Annotated in this window: 18 protein-coding genes; 8 read left to right on the top strand and 10 right to left on the bottom strand. The window is 41.6% G+C overall.

Going from position 1 to position 18,265, the window contains the following annotated elements; all coding sequences use genetic code 11:
- The first annotated feature begins 19 nt into the window (after window positions 1-19).
- Complete coding sequence (locus P3L37_RS06985; RefSeq protein WP_004912566.1) at window positions 20-643, top strand: glutathione S-transferase family protein; 624 nt, start codon at window positions 20-22, stop codon at window positions 641-643.
- Between the two features lie 14 nt (window positions 644-657).
- Complete coding sequence (locus P3L37_RS06980) at window positions 658-1,695, top strand: LLM class oxidoreductase (RefSeq protein ID WP_196718972.1); 1,038 nt, start codon at window positions 658-660, stop codon at window positions 1,693-1,695.
- Between the two features lie 56 nt (window positions 1,696-1,751).
- Here the strand turns inward: P3L37_RS06980 and P3L37_RS06975 are convergent, their stop codons facing one another.
- A complete protein-coding gene (locus tag P3L37_RS06975; protein WP_222960478.1) occupies window positions 1,752-2,504 on the bottom strand; it encodes an SDR family NAD(P)-dependent oxidoreductase in 753 nt (250 codons plus the stop codon).
- 123 nt (window positions 2,505-2,627) lie between these two features.
- Here P3L37_RS06975 and P3L37_RS06970 point away from each other — a divergent pair, with 123 nt between their 5' ends.
- Complete coding sequence (locus P3L37_RS06970; protein ID WP_109911494.1) at window positions 2,628-3,044, top strand: MarR family winged helix-turn-helix transcriptional regulator; 417 nt, start codon at window positions 2,628-2,630, stop codon at window positions 3,042-3,044.
- Here the strand turns inward: P3L37_RS06970 and P3L37_RS06965 are convergent.
- The 4 genes from P3L37_RS06965 to zipA all read right to left on the bottom strand — a co-directional run bounded on the left by P3L37_RS06965 (window position 3,041) and on the right by zipA (window position 7,875).
- Window positions 3,041-3,256 carry a DUF3820 family protein gene (locus tag P3L37_RS06965; protein WP_004912576.1) on the bottom strand — a complete coding sequence of 72 codons (216 nt, stop codon included), beginning with the start codon at window positions 3,254-3,256 and terminating at the stop codon, window positions 3,041-3,043. The two genes, P3L37_RS06970 and P3L37_RS06965, sit on opposite strands and share 4 nt — an antisense overlap.
- 81 nt (window positions 3,257-3,337) lie before the next feature.
- Window positions 3,338-4,522, bottom strand: coding sequence for a NupC/NupG family nucleoside CNT transporter (locus tag P3L37_RS06960; RefSeq protein ID WP_004264869.1), 1,185 nt, complete (start codon window positions 4,520-4,522; stop codon window positions 3,338-3,340).
- A gap of 275 nt (window positions 4,523-4,797) precedes the next feature.
- Window positions 4,798-6,816: an NAD-dependent DNA ligase LigA gene (gene ligA, locus P3L37_RS06955; protein ID WP_109911492.1), complete on the bottom strand. Its 2,019-nt coding sequence runs from the start codon at window positions 6,814-6,816 to the stop codon at window positions 4,798-4,800.
- Between the two features lie 57 nt (window positions 6,817-6,873).
- Complete coding sequence (gene zipA / locus P3L37_RS06950) at window positions 6,874-7,875, bottom strand: cell division protein ZipA (protein ID WP_109911491.1); 1,002 nt, start codon at window positions 7,873-7,875, stop codon at window positions 6,874-6,876.
- 218 nt (window positions 7,876-8,093) lie between these two features.
- Here zipA and cysZ point away from each other — a divergent pair, with 218 nt between their 5' ends.
- From cysZ to crr, 5 genes are all read left to right on the top strand, one after another.
- Complete coding sequence (gene cysZ, locus P3L37_RS06945) at window positions 8,094-8,858, top strand: sulfate transporter CysZ (protein ID WP_109911490.1); 765 nt, start codon at window positions 8,094-8,096, stop codon at window positions 8,856-8,858.
- A gap of 243 nt (window positions 8,859-9,101) precedes the next feature.
- Window positions 9,102-10,055 carry a cysteine synthase A gene (gene cysK, locus P3L37_RS06940; protein ID WP_004912592.1) on the top strand — a complete coding sequence of 318 codons (954 nt, stop codon included), beginning with the start codon at window positions 9,102-9,104 and terminating at the stop codon, window positions 10,053-10,055.
- Between the two features lie 351 nt (window positions 10,056-10,406).
- Window positions 10,407-10,664, top strand: coding sequence for a phosphocarrier protein Hpr (ptsH, locus tag P3L37_RS06935; protein ID WP_004264876.1), 258 nt, complete (start codon window positions 10,407-10,409; stop codon window positions 10,662-10,664).
- 140 nt (window positions 10,665-10,804) lie between these two features.
- Window positions 10,805-12,532 (top strand): phosphoenolpyruvate-protein phosphotransferase PtsI, encoded by a 1,728-nt coding sequence (gene ptsI / locus P3L37_RS06930; RefSeq protein ID WP_004912596.1) that lies wholly within the window; start codon window positions 10,805-10,807, stop codon window positions 12,530-12,532.
- Between the two features lie 48 nt (window positions 12,533-12,580).
- Window positions 12,581-13,090, top strand: coding sequence for a PTS glucose transporter subunit IIA (gene crr, locus P3L37_RS06925; RefSeq protein ID WP_004912598.1), 510 nt, complete (start codon window positions 12,581-12,583; stop codon window positions 13,088-13,090).
- A 95-nt stretch (window positions 13,091-13,185) separates the two neighbouring features.
- On the opposite strand, the gene cysM is transcribed toward crr, so the two are convergent.
- The 5 genes from cysM to P3L37_RS06900 form a co-directional block, all read right to left on the bottom strand.
- The gene (gene cysM / locus P3L37_RS06920; RefSeq protein ID WP_109911489.1) at window positions 13,186-14,070 is read right to left on the bottom strand and encodes a cysteine synthase CysM; all 885 of its coding nucleotides are present in this window, start codon (window positions 14,068-14,070) and stop codon (window positions 13,186-13,188) included.
- A 372-nt stretch (window positions 14,071-14,442) separates the two neighbouring features.
- Complete coding sequence (gene cysA / locus P3L37_RS06915) at window positions 14,443-15,531, bottom strand: sulfate/thiosulfate ABC transporter ATP-binding protein CysA (RefSeq protein ID WP_109911488.1); 1,089 nt, start codon at window positions 15,529-15,531, stop codon at window positions 14,443-14,445.
- 2 nt (window positions 15,532-15,533) lie between these two features.
- On the bottom strand, window positions 15,534-16,394 hold the full coding sequence (gene cysW, locus P3L37_RS06910) for a sulfate/thiosulfate ABC transporter permease CysW (RefSeq protein ID WP_109911487.1): 861 nt from the start codon (window positions 16,392-16,394) through the stop codon (window positions 15,534-15,536).
- Complete coding sequence (cysT, locus tag P3L37_RS06905) at window positions 16,394-17,224, bottom strand: sulfate/thiosulfate ABC transporter permease CysT (RefSeq protein ID WP_004912608.1); 831 nt, start codon at window positions 17,222-17,224, stop codon at window positions 16,394-16,396. Before cysT ends, cysW begins: the two co-directional genes overlap by 1 nt.
- Entirely contained in the window at window positions 17,224-18,246 is a 1,023-nt protein-coding gene (locus P3L37_RS06900; protein ID WP_109911486.1) for a sulfate ABC transporter substrate-binding protein, read from the bottom strand. The genes cysT and P3L37_RS06900 overlap by 1 nt, the downstream gene beginning before the upstream one ends.
- Window positions 18,247-18,265: the final 19 nt, after the last annotated feature.

Raw genomic sequence — 18,265 nt, 5'->3', positions numbered from 1 at the left:
TAGAAAAGCGAATACAACTATGCTTGAACTTTATACTGATAGCTCACCAAATGGATTTAAAATAACAATAGCATTAGAAGAACTAAACCTTCCATACCACCTTAATCATATACAAATTTCTCGTGGTAACCACCAGCAACCCGCTTTTTTACAGTTAAATCCTCATGGACGTATTCCTGTTATTTATGATCCACAAACAGAGATTACTCTCTTTGAATCAGCCGCAATTTTATTATATCTTGCTGAAAAAACAGGCCAACTTCTTCCCGCTATCCCTAAACAAAAGTGGGAAGCCATTAAATGGCTACAATTCCATTCTGCCAGTTTAGGGCCGATTATAGGTCAATGGGTAAACTTCGCTATTTTCGATAAATCACCAAAGCCAGAGATTGTGGAACGCTATTTTAATATGACCCACAAGGCACTCGCGGTATTAGACAAACAACTCGAAAATGCACCTTATCTTGCAGGCTCTGATTACTCCATCGCAGATATCGCTAATTTCGGCTGGTTACACATTGCTCAGGTTATTGCGTTCGATTTTAGCCAACACACACATTTAACGAAATGGTATGACCGAGTTGCCTTGAGACCCGCTGTCATGAAAGGGATCACTCTACCCGCCCCTGCTACAGAAGCCTAATATTGGACAATGACATGAATACATCCCCATTTTTCCCTAAACAAAAAGCACAGCCATCATCGTCCTTTGCATCTCATGTAGGCTATAATCGTATGTTTTCTCCTAACAAACTTACTGTCGGAATTTTCCTGCCCTTACGTTTTTATCAAGGAGATACCCAGATATTAAAAGGGCAAATAAACTTAATCGAACATATTGATGAATATAATTTTGCTGCAGTTTGGGTGCGAGATATTCCCTTATTCGACCCATTGTTTGGTGATGCAGGTCAGTTATTTGATCCTCTGACCTATTTGTCCTTTATTGCTGCCAGAACAAAAAATGTTGCATTGGTTACAGGAAGCTCGATTTTTTCATTACGACACCCAATTGATTTAGCCAAAGCGGCCACCACAATTGACCAACTTTCAGGTAACCGGCTAGTAATGGGTATTGCCTCAGGAGATAGAGCTATTGAGTTTCCTGCCTATGGTATTAATTATGAGCAACGTGCAAAAAGATTTGCACAGGCTGTTGATTACTTTAGGCAGTTAATGGCTGATGGGTTACTGAATATTCAATCCCCACTAGGTGAGTTCAATCGAGCCCAGCTACTCCCGAAACCAATCACTGGGCAAATACCATTAATCGTCACAGGAGGCTCAGGCCAATCTAAACAGTGGATTGCTGATTATTCCGATGGTTGGTTATCCTATCCTGAAGCTACCAGTCATCCAGAAGGCGCTCTTCGTTTAGCTGAGAAAATTGCATCCTGGCGTGCCCTCATCCCTGAACATGACTTTAGGCCACATATGACAAATGAATGGATTGACCTTGTCGATGATCCTGATTTCCCGCGCACTCCTTTACGAGGAGGATTCACTCTACGAACAGGCCGTAACGGTTTGATTCAACTACTCGAAGAATGGCAAGCTGCGGGAGTTAACCATGCCGCGATTGGAATTCAATACTCTGAGCGACCAGCTTTAGAGGTACTACAAGAAATGGCTGAAGAGGTTTTACCACATTTCCCTAGCCACCAAGGGATGCAAAGCAGGCTCGTAGACTGGTAGTAATTTTGGCGTCTTCCCTCATTTTGTGGCTGACGCCAAACCTTGATTATTTTGCATCACTGCGCAGTATAACCACCATCAATAGGAATAAACGCCCCTGTTATAAAGCTACTCTCTTCTGATAACAAGAAAGCGACAACATTAGCAATTTCTTGCCGAGTAGCCATTCTACCCATTGGATGAGTTGAAGCCATCCATTGCTTCGTTTCCTGTGGTAATACGCTAATATTCGGTGTTTCTACATAGCCGGGGCCAACCGCATTGATACGAATACCTTTTTGAGCGTTTTCTAAGGCTGCTGAACGCGTTAACCCCAGTACCGCATGCTTTGCTGCGGTGTAAGGTGCTATGCCCGCTATCCCTGTTACCCCATTGCAAGCTGATAAATTCACGATAGCTCCCCCACCACTGCGCAAAATCGCAGGAATACTGTACTTTAAACCATGAAATGTTCCTGTTATATCGGTCTCGATCACCTCATGCCAAGCCTCTAAAGGATAATCTTCAATATTGACGCCATGAGGCCCAGTGATCCCTGCATTATTCACCAAGTAGTGCAATGCACCGTATTGTTGCTCAATTTTTTCAACTGTTGTTTTAAAGTCTTGTGCATTTGCGACATTCATTTTTATGGCATAGACACGTTGTCCTGTTGGGTCTATTTCTTTAGCGGCTTGTTGTAAAGCTGCCTCATTACGCCCCGTAATTACCGCTATTGCGCCAAGTGAATACAGCTTTTGTGCAATAGTGAAACCGACACCTGTCGATGCCCCTGTTATAAGCGCAACTCGCTGATTAAATATACCCATAGCTCACCTCAATTATAATTAACTTTAGTTAACTATAATTAATTAACTAAAGTTAATCAACTGGTCGTCTTATTATTAAAATCAATATATACTCAACAGATTGAATATTACGGGATCGTCATAATGCCAAATTCTCTTGAAGATGCGCTTTCTCTACTGCAATGTACGCTAGTTGCACGCAGAGTTAGCTTTACCCCTGAACAAATAACTTGGGGCCAATATGATGTGCTAGAGATATTGAGATTAAAAGGAGACTTAACACCAAGCCAGTTAAGCCAAGCACTTGGCCTTTCTCGCCAAAATTTATCGAAGTTTCTTCGAGTTCTGAAATATTATGAATTTGTCGAGCAATATCAATCTGAAGAAGATAGACGGGAACTGATCACCCATTTAACCGACAAAGGGCATCATTTTTTGCAGCGTGCAGCCACAGGACGTGCTGAAAACGCGGCTAAGGTCAAAGCAGCATTAACCCCCCAAGAGCAAAAGTTATTTATTACTTTAAGCCAGAAGATTACTCACGCACTAGGGCACAATTAACCTCGCTTTAAAGGCTTTACTAGCCCTTCTAAGCCTTCTATTTTTAACCCTAGGGTCATCTCCATTAACTGCCCTAAACGTCCAGCAGGAAACTCTCCTTTCTTATAGAACCATAATAAATATTCTTCGGGTAAATCAATTAATACGCAGCCTTTATATTTACCAAATGGCATATAGGTATTGGCCATATCGATGAGATCTTGTTTTTCCATTATTAGTTCTCTTTTGTGTCAAAGCATAAAAAAACGGCGCTCATTTGAACGCCGTTTCTTAATTTAGCATGTTTTAGTGGATTACAAAACTAACCCGACAACGGCTGCAGATAAGAAGCTAACTAGGGTTGAACCGTACAGTAATTTCAAACCGAAGCGAGCCACGGTATTACCTTGTTTCTCATCTAAGCCTTTAATTGCACCCGCAATAATACCGATGGATGAGAAGTTAGCGAAAGAAACTAAGAATACAGATAAGATACCAACAGAGCGCTCAGATAACCCACCAGCAATCGCTTGTAAGCCGTCCATCGCAACGAATTCATTCGTCACCATTTTCACTGCCATAATTCCGCCAACCTGTAAGGCTTCATCGGCAGGAATACCGAGCATCCACGCAAACGGATAGAACACGTAACCTAACATGGTTTGGAAGTCGATACCGAATACGGCTGAGAAAATACCGTTAATCATCGCAATGAGGGCAATAAAACCAATTAACATTGCTGAAACGATAATTGCTACTTTAAACCCTGCAAGAATATATTCACCTAACATTTCAAAGAAGCTTTGCCCTTCATGCAGGTTGCTCATTTGAATATCTTCTTCACCTTCCGGTGGATACGGGTTAATCAGTGAGAGTACAACGAAAGTACCAAACATATTCAGAACCAATGCAGCGACCACGAAACGTGGCTCTAACATGGTCATGTATGCCCCAACGATAGACATAGATACCGTTGACATGGCTGTTGCGGCCATGGTGTACATTCTGCGGTCTGACATCCGGTTCAATTGGTCTTTATACGCAATAAAGTTTTCTGACTGACCCAATAACAATGAGCTGACTGCGTTAAATGACTCCAATTTCCCCATACCATTCACTTTCGATAGCACGGTACCGATGATACGGATCACGATAGGAAGAATTTTGACGTGCTGTAAGATCCCGATCAACGCAGAAATAAAGATGATTGGGCATAATACTTGTAAGAAGAAGAACGCTAAGTTGCCTTCAATCATACCGCCAAAAATAAATTTGGTCCCTTCTGCTGCATAGCCTAGCAAGTGGGTAAATACCCCTGCCACACCAAGAACAAATGATTCGCCAATATTCGATTTTAAGAACAGATAAGCTAATGCAATTTGAATAACCAGTAGTTGAACAACATAGCGAGGGCGGATCCCTCTACGGTTACTACTGGCTAAAATAGCAAGAGCAGCTATTACTACTAAAGATAAAACGAAATGCAGGATCGAGGTCATATGCGACTCCAACAAATTTAAGAATCAGTCTATGTGCATATTCTATGTAATAGACAACATTTAAATGAGACGGAGGTCACATTAATATGAAAGCTTACTAGGTGTATTTTGCAAAAAGAAGAAGGGGATCACGTTTCAACTATAACAAATCCTAGTATTCGCTTTTTTTGCACAGAAATTTTACTGAGAATTTAAGTTAAGACTTACAACAACCTGCGTACAAAATTGTTGCCTACAGAGATTGTAGGCAACTAAGCCAAATTGAATATAGTTCACTATTGAATATTCAGCAAACGAATCAATTCATTTTCATCTATAACACGTATGCCAAGTTCATTTGCTTTCGCTAATTTAGAACCTGCAGCCTCACCAGCAATCACCAAATCTGTTTTTTTAGAGACGCTTCCTGAAACCTTTGCACCTAAAGCGACTAATTTGTCTTTGGCTTCATCACGCGTCAAGATACTCATTGACCCTGTTAGCACTACCGTTTTACCTGCAAATGGGCTATCAATTTCTGCACTGTTGACGACTTTTACTTCAGGCCAATGAATATTTGCCTTAGTCAGTAAATCTTCAATCACCGCTTGGTTATGAGGTTCGCGGAAAAAATTGACCACATGCTTCGCGACCACATGACCAATATCTTGAACCGTTTTTAGTGACTCTTCATCTGCCGCCATCACGGCTTCAAGTGTGGTGTAATGCGCGGCTAAGTTTGCCGCCGTTGCTTCACCAACTTCACGAATTCCAAGGGCATAAATAAAACGAGCTAACGTCGTTTGTTTAGACTTATTGAGTGCATCAACCAGATTTTGTGCCGATTTCGGCCCCATTCTATCCAAGCCTGTTAAGATACCCGCACTTAATTGATATAAATCTGCCGGCGTTTTGACATACTCTTTTTCAACTAATTGGTCGATAATTTTATCGCCCATGCCATCGACGTCCATTGCTCTGCGTGAGACAAAATGTTTCAGTGCTTCTTTGCGTTGTGCCCCACAAATAAGCCCACCTGTACAGCGCGCTACCGCTTCGCCTTCGATTCGTTCGATATCAGAGCCACATACTGGGCAATGAGTTGGAAAAACAATTTCCCGGCTATCTGCAGGGCGGTTATCAACCACAACACTGACGATTTGCGGAATAACATCTCCGGCTCGACGAATAATAACCGTGTCACCAATATGCACACCAAGGCGTTCGATTTCATCGGCATTGTGTAAAGTCGCATTGCTGACAACGACGCCTGCAACTTGCACGGGCTCTAAACGCGCGACAGGCGTGATAGCCCCGGTACGCCCGACTTGAAATTCAACATCTTTTAATAATGTCACTTGTTCTTGCGCTGGAAATTTAAATGCGGTCGCCCAGCGAGGTGCTCGAGAAACAAACCCTAACTCTTCTTGAATCGCAATCGAGTTAACCTTAATAACCACACCATCGATATCAAAGCCAAGGTCAGGTCGAACTTGCTCAATTTCATGGTAAAAATCCAATACTGCCTGATGACCAACACGTAATTGAACATAATCACTAACCGGTAAACCCCATGCCTTGAATTGCATTAAACGGTCATAATGTGTATCCGGTAAAGAGCCTCCTTCCACAAGCCCCACACCATAACAATAAAAAGTAAGCGGCCTTTTGGCGGTAATACGTGGGTCTAATTGGCGTAAAGAACCTGCTGCTGCATTACGTGGGTTTGCAAAGACTTTGCCATCCGTTTTGCGTGCTTGCTCATTAAGCGCTTCAAAGCCTTTTTGGGGCATAAAAACTTCCCCACGGATCTCAACGCGATCAGGAATATTGCTTCCCGTTAAACGCAATGGGATAGCACGAATGGTTCGAACATTCGCAGTAATATTTTCGCCTACGGTTCCATCGCCCCGAGTCGCGGCCTGTACTAGCTCACCGTTTTCATACAGCAAACTGACCGCTAACCCATCTAACTTGAGCTCACAACAAAAAGTCAGTTCTTGATGATTTTTCAAGCGATCCCTGACTCGCTTATCAAACGCAAGATAGCTTTCTTCATCAAAAACGTTATCTAGCGACAACATAGGAATTTCATGGCGTACGGTATCAAACGCAGCTAATGGTGCAGCACCAACACGTTGAGTCGGTGAATCACTGGTGACAAGTTCAGGATGCTGCGCCTCTATCTCTTTTAGACGTTGCATTAACTTGTCATATTCCACGTCTGGAATTTCAGGCGCATCTAATACATGGTACTGATATTCATGATGACGTAACTGCTTTTTTAATTCGTCTATTTCTTGTTTGGTAGTCATGATTCACTCATACAGATAAAAAACCCCCAATTAATGGGGGTTTTGTTCAATGTTTACTTAACTTAGTGTGTTTCTAATTCGTGCATGATACACCTCTATTTTTTGAGGTGTCAGCATTTTGCGTTCGTCATCAAGAACAACTCCTCCCGCATCTGATGCGATACGTTGAGCCGCTTGCAACATCAGTTTGAAATTTTGCCCTGCATCACCGTAAGACGGTACCATCATAAACATGGAAACCCCTGGGGTGGTAAAGTCCGCCATTGTCTCAGGGTCAAATGAGCCCGGCTTTACCATGTTAGCTAAGCTAAACAGCACAGGCCCTGTACCAGACGGATTCACATGACGGTGGAATATTTTCATTTCCCCAAATTGGAAACCGGCTTGTAAAATACTCTGCAGTAACAATTCACCTTGAAGTTCTTGTCCTTGAAGAGCGGCTACGTGAAGTACCAGGACTGTCTCCTTGCTACTTGTTGTAGCAGAATTTTCCTGCGGCTCAGCTTTCTTCTCAATATGCTGCGTCTCTTGTTCATAGGTACTCGGCTGAGGCTCTTCGCTCAATTTAGTTGAATCAATATGCGGCTCAGCGGCAGTACCAATGACTGGCTGAGTACGAACTTCTGGCTCAATAGCCACTTCCTCACTCATATTAATGGTGAGTTGCTCAGGTACATGAACAGGTTCAGTACGTTGGTGCATCGTAGGCTCATTATGAACTGGCGATTTAGCCTCTGGCTCCATATTCATAATAATGTCAGGTTCAACCGATGCCTGTGGCTGTATATTAGGTTCAACTGGAGACTCATTTTTTACCGGATATACAGGCTCAGTCGCAGCGGGGTGAACAGGCGCTTGCTGAGTAGGTTGATTTTCAGTAAATAATGCGGAATCATCATATTCTGATGAATTCTCTTGCATATCGTTTTTTCTACGTTTTACGGGTCTATCGCGAAATAACTTTGAGCGCTCTTTACGGCTGGTCCATAAACCATGCAGTAATAAAGCGACAATCGCTATCGCACCTACGACCACTAATATCAGACGCAAATCCTGCATCGCTGCTATCTCTAGTTGATGAATGATAATGCCAATACGGCGGAAACTACCCTAAGATTATTTCTCAATTGCTCTAAGTGCAACCCCCAGAACGATTTTCTTACAAGAAAGAGAATATTCCGCTTTCATTTGCTGCTTTTTTAAGCGAATAATGGCTAGTCAGCCTAATTTCATATCTATATGATACATGGTCAACCGAAAAGGAGAGAACAAGAAGTATGACCCAATCGACATTTTCGACACAAAAAGACCATTCCGGTTTTTATTATTTTACACAAGGGTGGAGATTAATCACTCGTCCCGGTATTAAACGTTTTGTTATTTTGCCCCTATTAGCCAATATTTTATTCTTAGGCGGCGCATTTTGGTGGTTATATACCAAGCTTGGTGGCTGGATAAACCAAGTGATGAGTTACGTTCCTGACTGGCTACAATGGCTCGACTATGTTATTTGGCCAATCGCCGTTATCTCAATACTGCTCGTATTTACCTATTTCTTTAGTACGGTTGCTAATATTATCGCGGCGCCTTTTAACGGTTGGCTATCAGAGAAACTCGAAGCTGAGCTAACGGGTAAACCATCGCCAGATACGGGTGTGGCTGAGTTATTAAAAGATGTTCCTCGTATGATAAAACGCGAGTTTGTCCGAATCGGTTACTACTTGCCTCGCGCTATTGGGTTATTAATCCTATTTTTCATACCTGGTATTGGCCAAACTGTCGCTCCGGTACTGTGGTTTTTATTTGGTGCTTGGATGATGTCAATTCAATATTGCGATTATCCGTTTGATAACCATCGTGTTGGTTTCAGTGAAATGAAGCAAGCGCTTGCCAAAGAACGAATGAGAAATGTTCAATTTGGTGGTGTCGTTAGCCTGTTAATGATGGTGCCTTTTGTCAACTTAGTGATCATGCCTGTTGCTGTCTGTGGTGCAACATTGATGTGGGTTGACCGGTATCGTGAGCGTTACGCACGTTACTAATTTTATCAATTATTGTATACCAATTATTGCGCAGGCTTATCGCCTGCGCCTTTCTCTTATCGAATACTTCACTTCTTTTCAGCGAAATTTCTTAGAACAATTGGATCTAAAATAGCATTACGTTATAAGCTTATACTCAAATCATATTTGCATTAATTTGTTCTTAACGTATGTTGAATCCATCTCATTATTTTTTTATTAATACCGATTACATTACCGGCTAACCGATTTTAAGGATATCCCATGAGCAAAATTTATGATGATAACTCGTTGACCATTGGCCACACCCCTCTTGTCCGTTTAAAGCATTTTGGTAATGGCAATATTTTAGCAAAAGTGGAATCTCGCAACCCAAGCTTCAGTGTTAAGTGCCGTATTGGTGCGAACATGATTTGGGATGCAGAAAAAAAAGGTATCCTCAACAAAGACAAAGAATTAGTTGAGCCAACCAGTGGTAATACGGGTATCGCTTTAGCCTATGTGGCTGCGGCAAGAGGTTATAAATTGACGTTAACCATGCCTGAAACTATGAGCATTGAACGCCGTAAACTGCTCAAAGCATTGGGTGCCAACCTCGTTTTAACCGAGGGTGCAAAAGGCATGAAAGGTGCGATAGCTAAAGCTGAAGAGATAGTGAATAGTAACCCTAAAAAATACCTATTACTTCAACAGTTTAATAACCCAGCAAACCCTGAAATTCATGAAAAAACCACAGGGCCTGAAATTTGGGAAGATACCGATGGCAATGTAGATGTTGTAGTCGCAGGTGTCGGTACGGGTGGGACAATTACCGGTATTGCAAAGTATCTGAAAAATACCAAAGGTAAAGATGTGACTATCGTCGCTGTTGAACCCGAAACATCTCCTGTCATTACCCAAGCTTTGGCGGGCGAAGAAATTAAGCCGGGTCCTCACAAAATACAAGGGATCGGCGCTGGGTTTATTCCAGGTAACTTAGATTTAAAATTGCTTGATAAAGTCATTCAAATCAGTGATGACGAAGCGATTAAAACCGCACGCGAACTGATGGAAAAAGAAGGTATTCTCGCAGGGATTTCATCAGGTGCAGCAATTGCTGCTGCCACTAAGATTGCCGCTGACCCTGCTTATAAAGGTAAAAATATTGTCGTTATTTTACCTTCTTCAGGTGAGCGTTATCTGTCAACTGTCCTGTTTGCTGACATTTCCGCTGAATAACATAATTTCGTTACAATATCGTTAAAAAAGCACCTAAATGGTGCTTTTTTTGTGGCATGGATCAAACTTTAGCACGGATGGAGATGATTTCTAATTCGGGGTTTAGTATTAAACATAGTAATTATTTTGCACCTCGAAATTAATCACTTTTTAGCCAACCTCTAGGCCAAGTAAAATAATTTGCCAACGAGAAAAAGTCACGAGTTCGCAAGAAAAGCAGAAAAAGGGTTGATACCGCACAAAGTAGGAAACCTTTTTTCAAGTTAATAATCTAACTTATACGCAAACCTAGTCTATTTCATCTACAATTGGCTGGGTAATTAAAAAAACGAAAGTTATTGAGGAAATACTATGTTTCAGCAAGAAGTTACTATTACGGCACCAAATGGTCTACATACTCGTCCTGCAGCTCAATTCGTAAAAGAAGCAAAAGCATTCTCTTCCGATATTTCTTTAATCTCTGGTGGTAAATCCGCTAGTGCGAAAAGTTTGTTTAAATTACAAACCTTAGGCCTAACACAAGGCACAGTAGTGACAATTTCAGCTGAAGGCGAAGATGAAAAAGAAGCCGTTGAGCATTTAGTTAAACTGATGGGCGAATTAGAATAATTTCGCACGAATATAGCGTTTACTGATTTCATTCAATGTCCCTGAGTGATCTCATTCGGGGACATTTGTATAATCAGCTATATTTATTGTCGTCTCTGCAACATCAGAACTCCCAGCACTAGCAGCAGTAAGGTAATATTATGATTTCAGGAATTTTAGTATCCCCGGGTTTTGCTTTTGGTCAGGCTTTAATCCTCAAAGAAGATCCTATCGTTGTTAGCACAAAAAAAATCGCTGACGATCAGGTTGATAAAGAAATCGCTCGTTTTATTGAGGGTCGTAACAAATCAGCCGAACAACTCAATTTGATTAAAGAGAAAGCCGAAAAAAATCTTGGAGCCGAAAAAGCTGAGATTTTTGAAGGTCATATCATGCTGCTGGAAGATGAAGAGCTGGAACAAGAAATTGTCTCTTTAATCAAAGGTGATAAAAAAACTGCTGATGCAGCTGCATATTCCGTTATTGAAGACCAAGCCCAAGCACTTGAATCTCTTGACGATGAATACCTTAAAGAGCGTGCCGCTGACGTACGCGATATTGGTAAACGTTTATTAAAAAACATCTTAAATATTCCTATCGTTGATTTAAGTGCAATCAGCGAAGAAGTTATTTTAGTCGCTGCGGATTTAACCCCTTCAGAAACCGCCCAGCTGAATTTAGATAAAGTATTAGGGTTTATTACTGATTTAGGTGGCCGTACATCGCATACCTCAATTATGGCGCGTTCCCTTGAGTTACCTGCCATTGTCGGTACGAGCGATGCCACCAGTAAAATTAAAAATGGCGATTTCATTGTGTTAGATGGTGTCAACAACACTATCCACTTGAACCCATCTGAAACCGAAATTGACAAACTGAAAGCCTTCCGTGATGAATATCTTCAAGAAAAAGAAGAGCTCGCAAAATTAAAAGATTTGCCAGCTATCACCCTTGATGGTCATCAAGTTGAAGTTTGTGCCAACATTGGTACCGTGCGTGATGTTGCCGGAGCAGAACGCAATGGCGCAGAAGGCGTTGGCCTCTACCGTACTGAGTTTTTATTCATGGATAGAGACTCTCTTCCTACTGAAGAAGAACAATTCCAGGCATATAAAGCAGTTGCAGAAGCAATGGGCAGCCAAGCCGTTATTGTCCGCACTATGGATATCGGCGGTGATAAAGACCTGCCATACATGAATTTACCGAAAGAAGAGAACCCATTCCTCGGCTGGCGTGCAATTCGTATTTGTCTTGATCGCAAAGAAATCTTACACTCACAATTAAGAGCTATTTTAAGAGCCTCTAAATTTGGTAAACTGCGTATTATGTTCCCAATGGTCATTTCCGTTGAAGAAGTTCGTGAACTAAAAGCAGAGCTAGAAATGCTAAAAGCTCAGTTACGTGAAGAAGGTAAGGCTTTTGACGAGTCAATTGAAGTCGGTGTGATGGTTGAAACGCCAGCAGCTGCTGTTATTGCTCGCCATTTGGCAAAAGAAGTTGATTTCTTTAGTATTGGGACGAACGATCTCACTCAATACACTTTAGCGGTCGACCGTGGTAATGAACTGATTTCTCATCTTTACAACCCGATGTCACCTGCTGTCCTAAACTTAATTAAGCAAGTGATCGATGCATCACACGCTGAAGGTAAATGGACTGGGATGTGTGGGGAGTTAGCTGGAGATGAGCGTGCAACCTTATTGCTACTTGGCATGGGGCTGGATGAATTTAGTATGAGCGCAATTTCAATTCCACGTATCAAAAAGCTAATTCGCAATGCGAGCTTTACTGATACTCAAGCTTTGGCTGAACAAGCACTTGCTCAACCAACAGCGGATGAATTGATGAAACTTGTAGATACCTTTATCCAAGAAAAAACGTTATGCTAAGAACAGCACATTAGTTCGGTCCCATATAAAACGATTAGGAGAAGGTCCATGGGTCTGTTTGACAAACTGAAATCACTCGTTTCGGAAGACAAAAGTAGCAGTGGCAGTATTGAGATTATCGCGCCTTTATCGGGTGAAATAGTCAATATTGAAGATGTTCCAGACGTTGTGTTCGCAGAAAAAATTGTAGGTGACGGTATTGCGATTAAACCCGCAGGTAACAAAATCGTTGCCCCTGTAGACGGTACAATTGGTAAAATCTTTGAAACTAACCATGCGTTTTCTATTGAATCAGATGATGGCATAGAACTATTTGTTCACTTCGGTATTGATACTGTTGAGCTTAAAGGTGAGGGTTTTAAACGCATCGCCGAAGAAGGTCAAGCAGTGAAAAAAGGTGATTTAATCATTGAGTTTGATTTAGCACTATTAGAAGAGAAAGCAAAATCGGTTCTAACTCCGGTTGTCATTTCTAATATGGACGAAATCAAAGAGCTAAACAAACTGACGGGCTCAGTGACAGTGGGTGAAACTGTCGTCATGCGTATTAAGAAATAACTCAACTACCCATATTTAGTTTAAACCATCAGGCTTGCCTGATGGTTTTTCATTGATGGGGTACTTTATTGCACGCCAGTGGCAATTAAATTATCTCACTCATTAAATACACCTGTTGATAAATATCGGTCTCCTCGGTCGCAAATGACTGCCACAATCACCGCTCCTGGGTTAGCTTGAGCCACTTTTAAAGCACCGGCAACCGCTCCACCTGAGCTCACACCACAAAAGATACCTTCAACCTTCGCTAAGGCTCTCATGGTTTCTTCGGCTTCTTGCTGGTTGATGTCCAGTACGCTATCAACTAATGAGCTATCGAAGATGCCGGGCAAGTAACCCGGTGACCAGCGCCTAATACCCGGAATTTGGCTTTTTTCAGCAGGTTGTAAGCCAACAATGTGCACGTCCGCTGACTGGGATTTTAAATAGCGGCTAACCCCTGTAATGGTCCCCGTGGTTCCCATACTCGACACAAAATGGGTAATTGCGCCGTGAGTTTGCTGCCAAATTTCAGGACCCGTTGTTTTAAAATGGGCTAATGGGTTATCAGGGTTATTAAATTGGTCTAAAACTTTCCCCTCTCCTCGCTGCTCCATTTCTTTAGCAAGATCCCGTGCACCTTCCATACCGACAACCGTACTTACTAAGATAAGTTCTGCACCATAAGCTTGCATAGAGGCTTGTCGCTCTTTACTCATGTTATCTGGCATGAGTAATTTTAATTTGTAGCCTTTTACTGCGGCTATCATCGCGAGGGCGATACCGGTATTACCGCTAGTCGCTTCAATTAGCGTATCGCCTGGCTTAATTTCACCCCGTAATTGCGCTTCATTAATCATTGAAAATGCCGCACGATCTTTCACTGAACCCGCGGGGTTATTGCCTTCAAGTTTTACCCAAATTTCAGCTTCAATCCCTTGTGTTAAACGCTGAAGTTTTACTAATGGGGTATTACCGATAAACTGTTCCAGAGCCGACACTTTACCATCCTTATAATTTTTATATATAAATAAGAAAGAATAGAGATAAGATATTACCCCAATATTGAAATGTAAAAATTGAAATCTCTTCACATTAACATTAGAAAAATAGATTATCTTAATTACCATTTCTGATATAGCTAATTGATATATTATATTACAATAAGTTTATAGAATTGCCAGTTATATTTCCCATAAAAATACAATAATTAATTATTTGATATCAAATGGTTATGCGAAAATTAAACATAGAGAGATTAGACTTAATATTTTTAATATAAAGTCTAATCATCGGGAATATACCTAGAAAGTAATAGAGAAGGTAACACCAATAATATATTTATTAGTGTTATAAATTATTGAATTTTATATTCATGCACTTTCAGCGAGTTGTGGAAAAATTAACGCCTGATCACCTTGATAAATCTTTGCCTGCTGGCTACCTAAAAAGTAACGTTCACCTCGAGTGGGTATTGTTTTCTCAGACTGCCAAATCACTGACAACGGCTCTTTCCCCCAACCTAACGGTTGAACGGTTAATTGCCAAAAATGCCCTCTTGGCCCCGATTCCGTGACCCTTACAGGTAAACGGTGCTGCTCATCCACTTCAGCTTGTAATGAGATATCCCAAGGACGTAAAAATACGTCGACTTCTCCTTGTTGAACACTAGTGTGGTTCAGTGGAAAGTCATAGCCACCGATATTTAATGTTGAACCTTTGATATGGGCAGAGATTTGGTTGACTTCCCCCATAAATTCAAGGACAAATCGTGTTTCTGGGCGCTGCCATATATCACTCGGTGTGCCAACTTGCTCGATATGACCTTGGCTCATCACCACCACTCTGTCTGCAACTTCCATGGCTTCTTCTTGGTCATGAGTCACAAAAACACTGGTAAATTTTAATTCATCATGTAATTGACGTAACCAACGGCGTAATTCAATACGTACTTGTGCGTCGAGCGCGCCAAAAGGTTCATCCAATAATAAAATTTGTGGATCAACGGCTAAAGCTCTTGCTAATGCCACTCGCTGTTTTTGCCCCCCTGAAAGTTGTGCAGGGTAACGTGAAGCTAAATGACCGAGTTGAACCATTTCTAGCAATTTTGTTACTTTATCTTTAATAGCCTGAGCGGATGGGCGCTGTTTTCTTGGTAAGACAGTTAAACCAAAGGCTACATTATCAAACACTGTCATGTGGCGAAATAGTGCATAGTGTTGAAATACAAAGCCAACATGCCTATCTTTAGCATGGATTTTACTGACATCGTGACCATGAAAACGTAATAGCCCCTGACTTTGTTGCTCAAGCCCTGCAATAATCCGCAATAAGGTTGTTTTTCCTGAACCGGAAGGCCCTAATAGGGCAACCATTTCACCCGATGCAATATCCAGTGAAATATCGTTAAGTACTTGGGTTTTACCAAATAATTTACCGATTTTTTCAATTTCAATACTCATGATTAATGGACTCCTGATTCAGATTGCTGGCGACTCAAATGCCACTGCAATGCACTTTTAAGAATTAAGGTGATAATTGCCATTAGTGCGAGGATCCCTGCGGCCGTAAATGCGCCCACCGTATTATAATCCTGATGCAACAATTCAACTTGCAATGGTAAGGTGTATGTTTCACCGCGAATAGCCCCTGAAACCACCGAAACCGCACCAAATTCACCGATCGCGCGAGCGTTAGTTAGAACAACCCCATACAACAATGCCCAGCGGATATTAGGTAATGTCACACGCCAAAACATCTTCCATCCTGAGGCCCCAAGTAAAACCGCCGCTTCATCTTCTTGGCTACCCTGACTTAACATTAGCGGGACTAACTCACGTACCACAAATGGGCAAGTGACAAAAATAGTCACCAATGCCATACCGGGCCATGAAAACATCAGTTGGATGTCAAAACCTTCAAGCCATCCACCAAACCAACTGTTTGAGCCATAAAAAAGTAAGTACAGCAAACCTGCAACAACAGGTGAAACCGCAAACGGAATATCAACTAGGGTTAGTAATAATTGGCGACCAGGAAACTGAAATCGCGTCACTAACCACGCCATCATGGTACCAAAGACTAAATTTACCGGAACCGTAATTAAAGCAATTAATACTGTTAAACCAATGGCATGTAGCATATCAGAGTCTGCCAAATTCAGTAAAACAGCATCTAACCCTTTTTGAAAAGCTGTAATAAATATCCAAACAATTGGAATAACTAATAGTAAAAGTGAAAACAATAAACCTATCGCTATTAATAGCCATTTCCCCCAGTTTATTTGGGTACGGCTAGCAGTATGAATGGGGGTAATTTGCGCCATTACTTACCTCCTAACCGTTTACCGAAGCGGCTTTGTACTAAATTGACACTAAATAACAGTAACAATGAAACCGCTAAAATAACTGAGGCGACAGCACTGGCGGCCGGATAATCAAATTGTTGTAACTGACTAAAAATCATTAATGAAACAACCTCGGTTTGCCACGCAATATTACCCGCAATAAATATAATGGCGCCAAACTCACCTAAACTACGTGTAAAGGATAAAACCGTTCCGGCTAATAAGGCTGGTGAAAGCTCCGGTAATACCACTCGACGAAAAGTTTGCCAACGGCTTGCACCTAGAGTCTGAGCAGCTTCTTCGTACTCAGGGCCGAGCTCTTCCAACACTGGTTGAACCGTACGCACAACAAACGGAATACTGGTGAATGCCATTGCAACCGCAATTCCCAGCCAAGTATTAACAACTTTAATATCAAACTGGTGCAGATATTGCCCATACCACCCTGAGGTTGCAAATAAGGTTGCTAATGTTAGCCCCGCCACAGCGGTAGGTAATGCAAAGGGTAAATCCACTAAACCATCTAAAAACAAACGCCCAGGAAAGCGATAACGCGTTAAAATCCAAGCTAATAGCATGCCAAATACCGCATTAAACAGACTTGCGACTAACGCTGACAGTAACGTCACTTTATACGCAGCAACCACTTGTGGGTAACTTATGACGGCCCAGTATTGCTGCCATGTCATTTCTGATAATTGAATCACCAATGCACTCATGGGTAATAGCAAAATCAAACACGTATAGAACAGACTGCTACCTAGCGTTAGTCCAAAACCCGGCAAAAAGCGCTTTCCTGAACGATTCATTAACGGCGCCCTTCTGCCATTAATTTGTCAAATTCCCCACCAGTGACGAAATGAACATCCATCACTTTTGGCCAGCTCTCAAATTGAGATTCAACCGTAAACAGCTGAGTTTCAGGAAATTTATCCTTATTCGCATTCATTACCGCTTTATCATTCACCCGATAATTATACTGAGTGATGATTTCTTGCGCCTGTGGGCTATAGAGATAATTTAAGTAAGCTTTAGCGACGTCTTCAGTCCCATTTTTTTGTACATTTTTGTCGACCCAAGCGACAGGGAATTCTGCTAAAATATCCACTGGTGGCACAATAACTTCATAGTCTGATTCACCATACTGAGAGCGAATATTATTCACTTCAGATTCAAAGCTAATCAGGACGTCACCAAGCTCTCGCTCAATAAATGACGTTGTTGCACCACGCCCTCCGGTATCAAATACCTCGACATTTTTCAAAAACTGTTTCATTTGCTCACGGGTTTTCGCTTTATCACCTTTATTTTCTTGATTAAAAGCCCCCCATGCAGCAAGGTAGGTATAACGACCATTTCCTGAAGTCTTTGGATTTGGAAAGATTAATTTGACATCTTCGCGGACCAAATCATCCCACGTTTTAATTCCTTTCGGGTTTCCTTTACGAACTAAAAACGCCATTGTTGAATAATACGGTGAGCTATTATTTGGCAAGCGAGCTTGCCAGTCTGCTGGGATCAAATTGCCTTTATCATGCAAAATTTGCACATCGGTGACTTGGTTGTAGGTCACCACATCTGCTTTTAACCCTTGTAAAATCGCTAAGGCTTGCTTTGATGAGCCTGCGTGTGATTGTTTAATCGTTAGTTTGTCGTCAGGGTGAGCCTCATTCCACTGTTTTTCAAATGATGGGTTCAACGCCACAAATAGTTCACGTGCAATATCATAAGAACTGTTAAGCAGTTCAGCTGCAATTAGTGGCGAGCTGCCGAGTAATGAGACTGTTGCCAAACTTGCGAGTGCCGTTTTTTTCAAAAATGATTTTTTCATTCCACACCTGTTCGTAACT

Source organism: Providencia sp. PROV114, from assembly GCF_032704305.1.
Taxonomy (GTDB): domain Bacteria; phylum Pseudomonadota; class Gammaproteobacteria; order Enterobacterales; family Enterobacteriaceae; genus Providencia; species Providencia rettgeri.
This window is presented reverse-complemented; position numbering and strand designations above follow the sequence as displayed.

Bases quoted from the DNA above. Each gene is read 5' to 3' on its own strand.
- cysW (WP_109911487.1), bottom strand. From the start codon at position 16,394: ATGGCGCAAATTACCCCCATTCATACTGCTAGCCGTACCCAAATAAAC.
- ligA (WP_109911492.1), bottom strand. From the start codon at position 6,816: ATGACTACCAAACAAGAAATAGACGAATTAAAAAAGCAGTTACGTCAT.
- P3L37_RS06960 (WP_004264869.1), bottom strand. From the start codon at position 4,522: ATGACCTCGATCCTGCATTTCGTTTTATCTTTAGTAGTAATAGCTGCT.
- P3L37_RS06980 (WP_196718972.1), top strand. From the start codon at position 658: ATGAATACATCCCCATTTTTCCCTAAACAAAAAGCACAGCCATCATCG.
- P3L37_RS06970 (WP_109911494.1), top strand. From the start codon at position 2,628: ATGCCAAATTCTCTTGAAGATGCGCTTTCTCTACTGCAATGTACGCTA.
- ptsI (WP_004912596.1), top strand. From the start codon at position 10,805: ATGATTTCAGGAATTTTAGTATCCCCGGGTTTTGCTTTTGGTCAGGCT.
- P3L37_RS06900 (WP_109911486.1), bottom strand. From the start codon at position 18,246: ATGAAAAAATCATTTTTGAAAAAAACGGCACTCGCAAGTTTGGCAACA.
- zipA (WP_109911491.1), bottom strand. From the start codon at position 7,875: ATGCAGGATTTGCGTCTGATATTAGTGGTCGTAGGTGCGATAGCGATT.
- cysT (WP_004912608.1), bottom strand. From the start codon at position 17,224: ATGAATCGTTCAGGAAAGCGCTTTTTGCCGGGTTTTGGACTAACGCTA.
- P3L37_RS06965 (WP_004912576.1), bottom strand. From the start codon at position 3,256: ATGGAAAAACAAGATCTCATCGATATGGCCAATACCTATATGCCATTT.
- cysZ (WP_109911490.1), top strand. From the start codon at position 8,094: ATGACCCAATCGACATTTTCGACACAAAAAGACCATTCCGGTTTTTAT.
- crr (WP_004912598.1), top strand. From the start codon at position 12,581: ATGGGTCTGTTTGACAAACTGAAATCACTCGTTTCGGAAGACAAAAGT.
- ptsH (WP_004264876.1), top strand. From the start codon at position 10,407: ATGTTTCAGCAAGAAGTTACTATTACGGCACCAAATGGTCTACATACT.
- cysA (WP_109911488.1), bottom strand. From the start codon at position 15,531: ATGAGTATTGAAATTGAAAAAATCGGTAAATTATTTGGTAAAACCCAA.
- cysK (WP_004912592.1), top strand. From the start codon at position 9,102: ATGAGCAAAATTTATGATGATAACTCGTTGACCATTGGCCACACCCCT.
- P3L37_RS06975 (WP_222960478.1), bottom strand. From the start codon at position 2,504: ATGGGTATATTTAATCAGCGAGTTGCGCTTATAACAGGGGCATCGACA.
- P3L37_RS06985 (WP_004912566.1), top strand. From the start codon at position 20: ATGCTTGAACTTTATACTGATAGCTCACCAAATGGATTTAAAATAACA.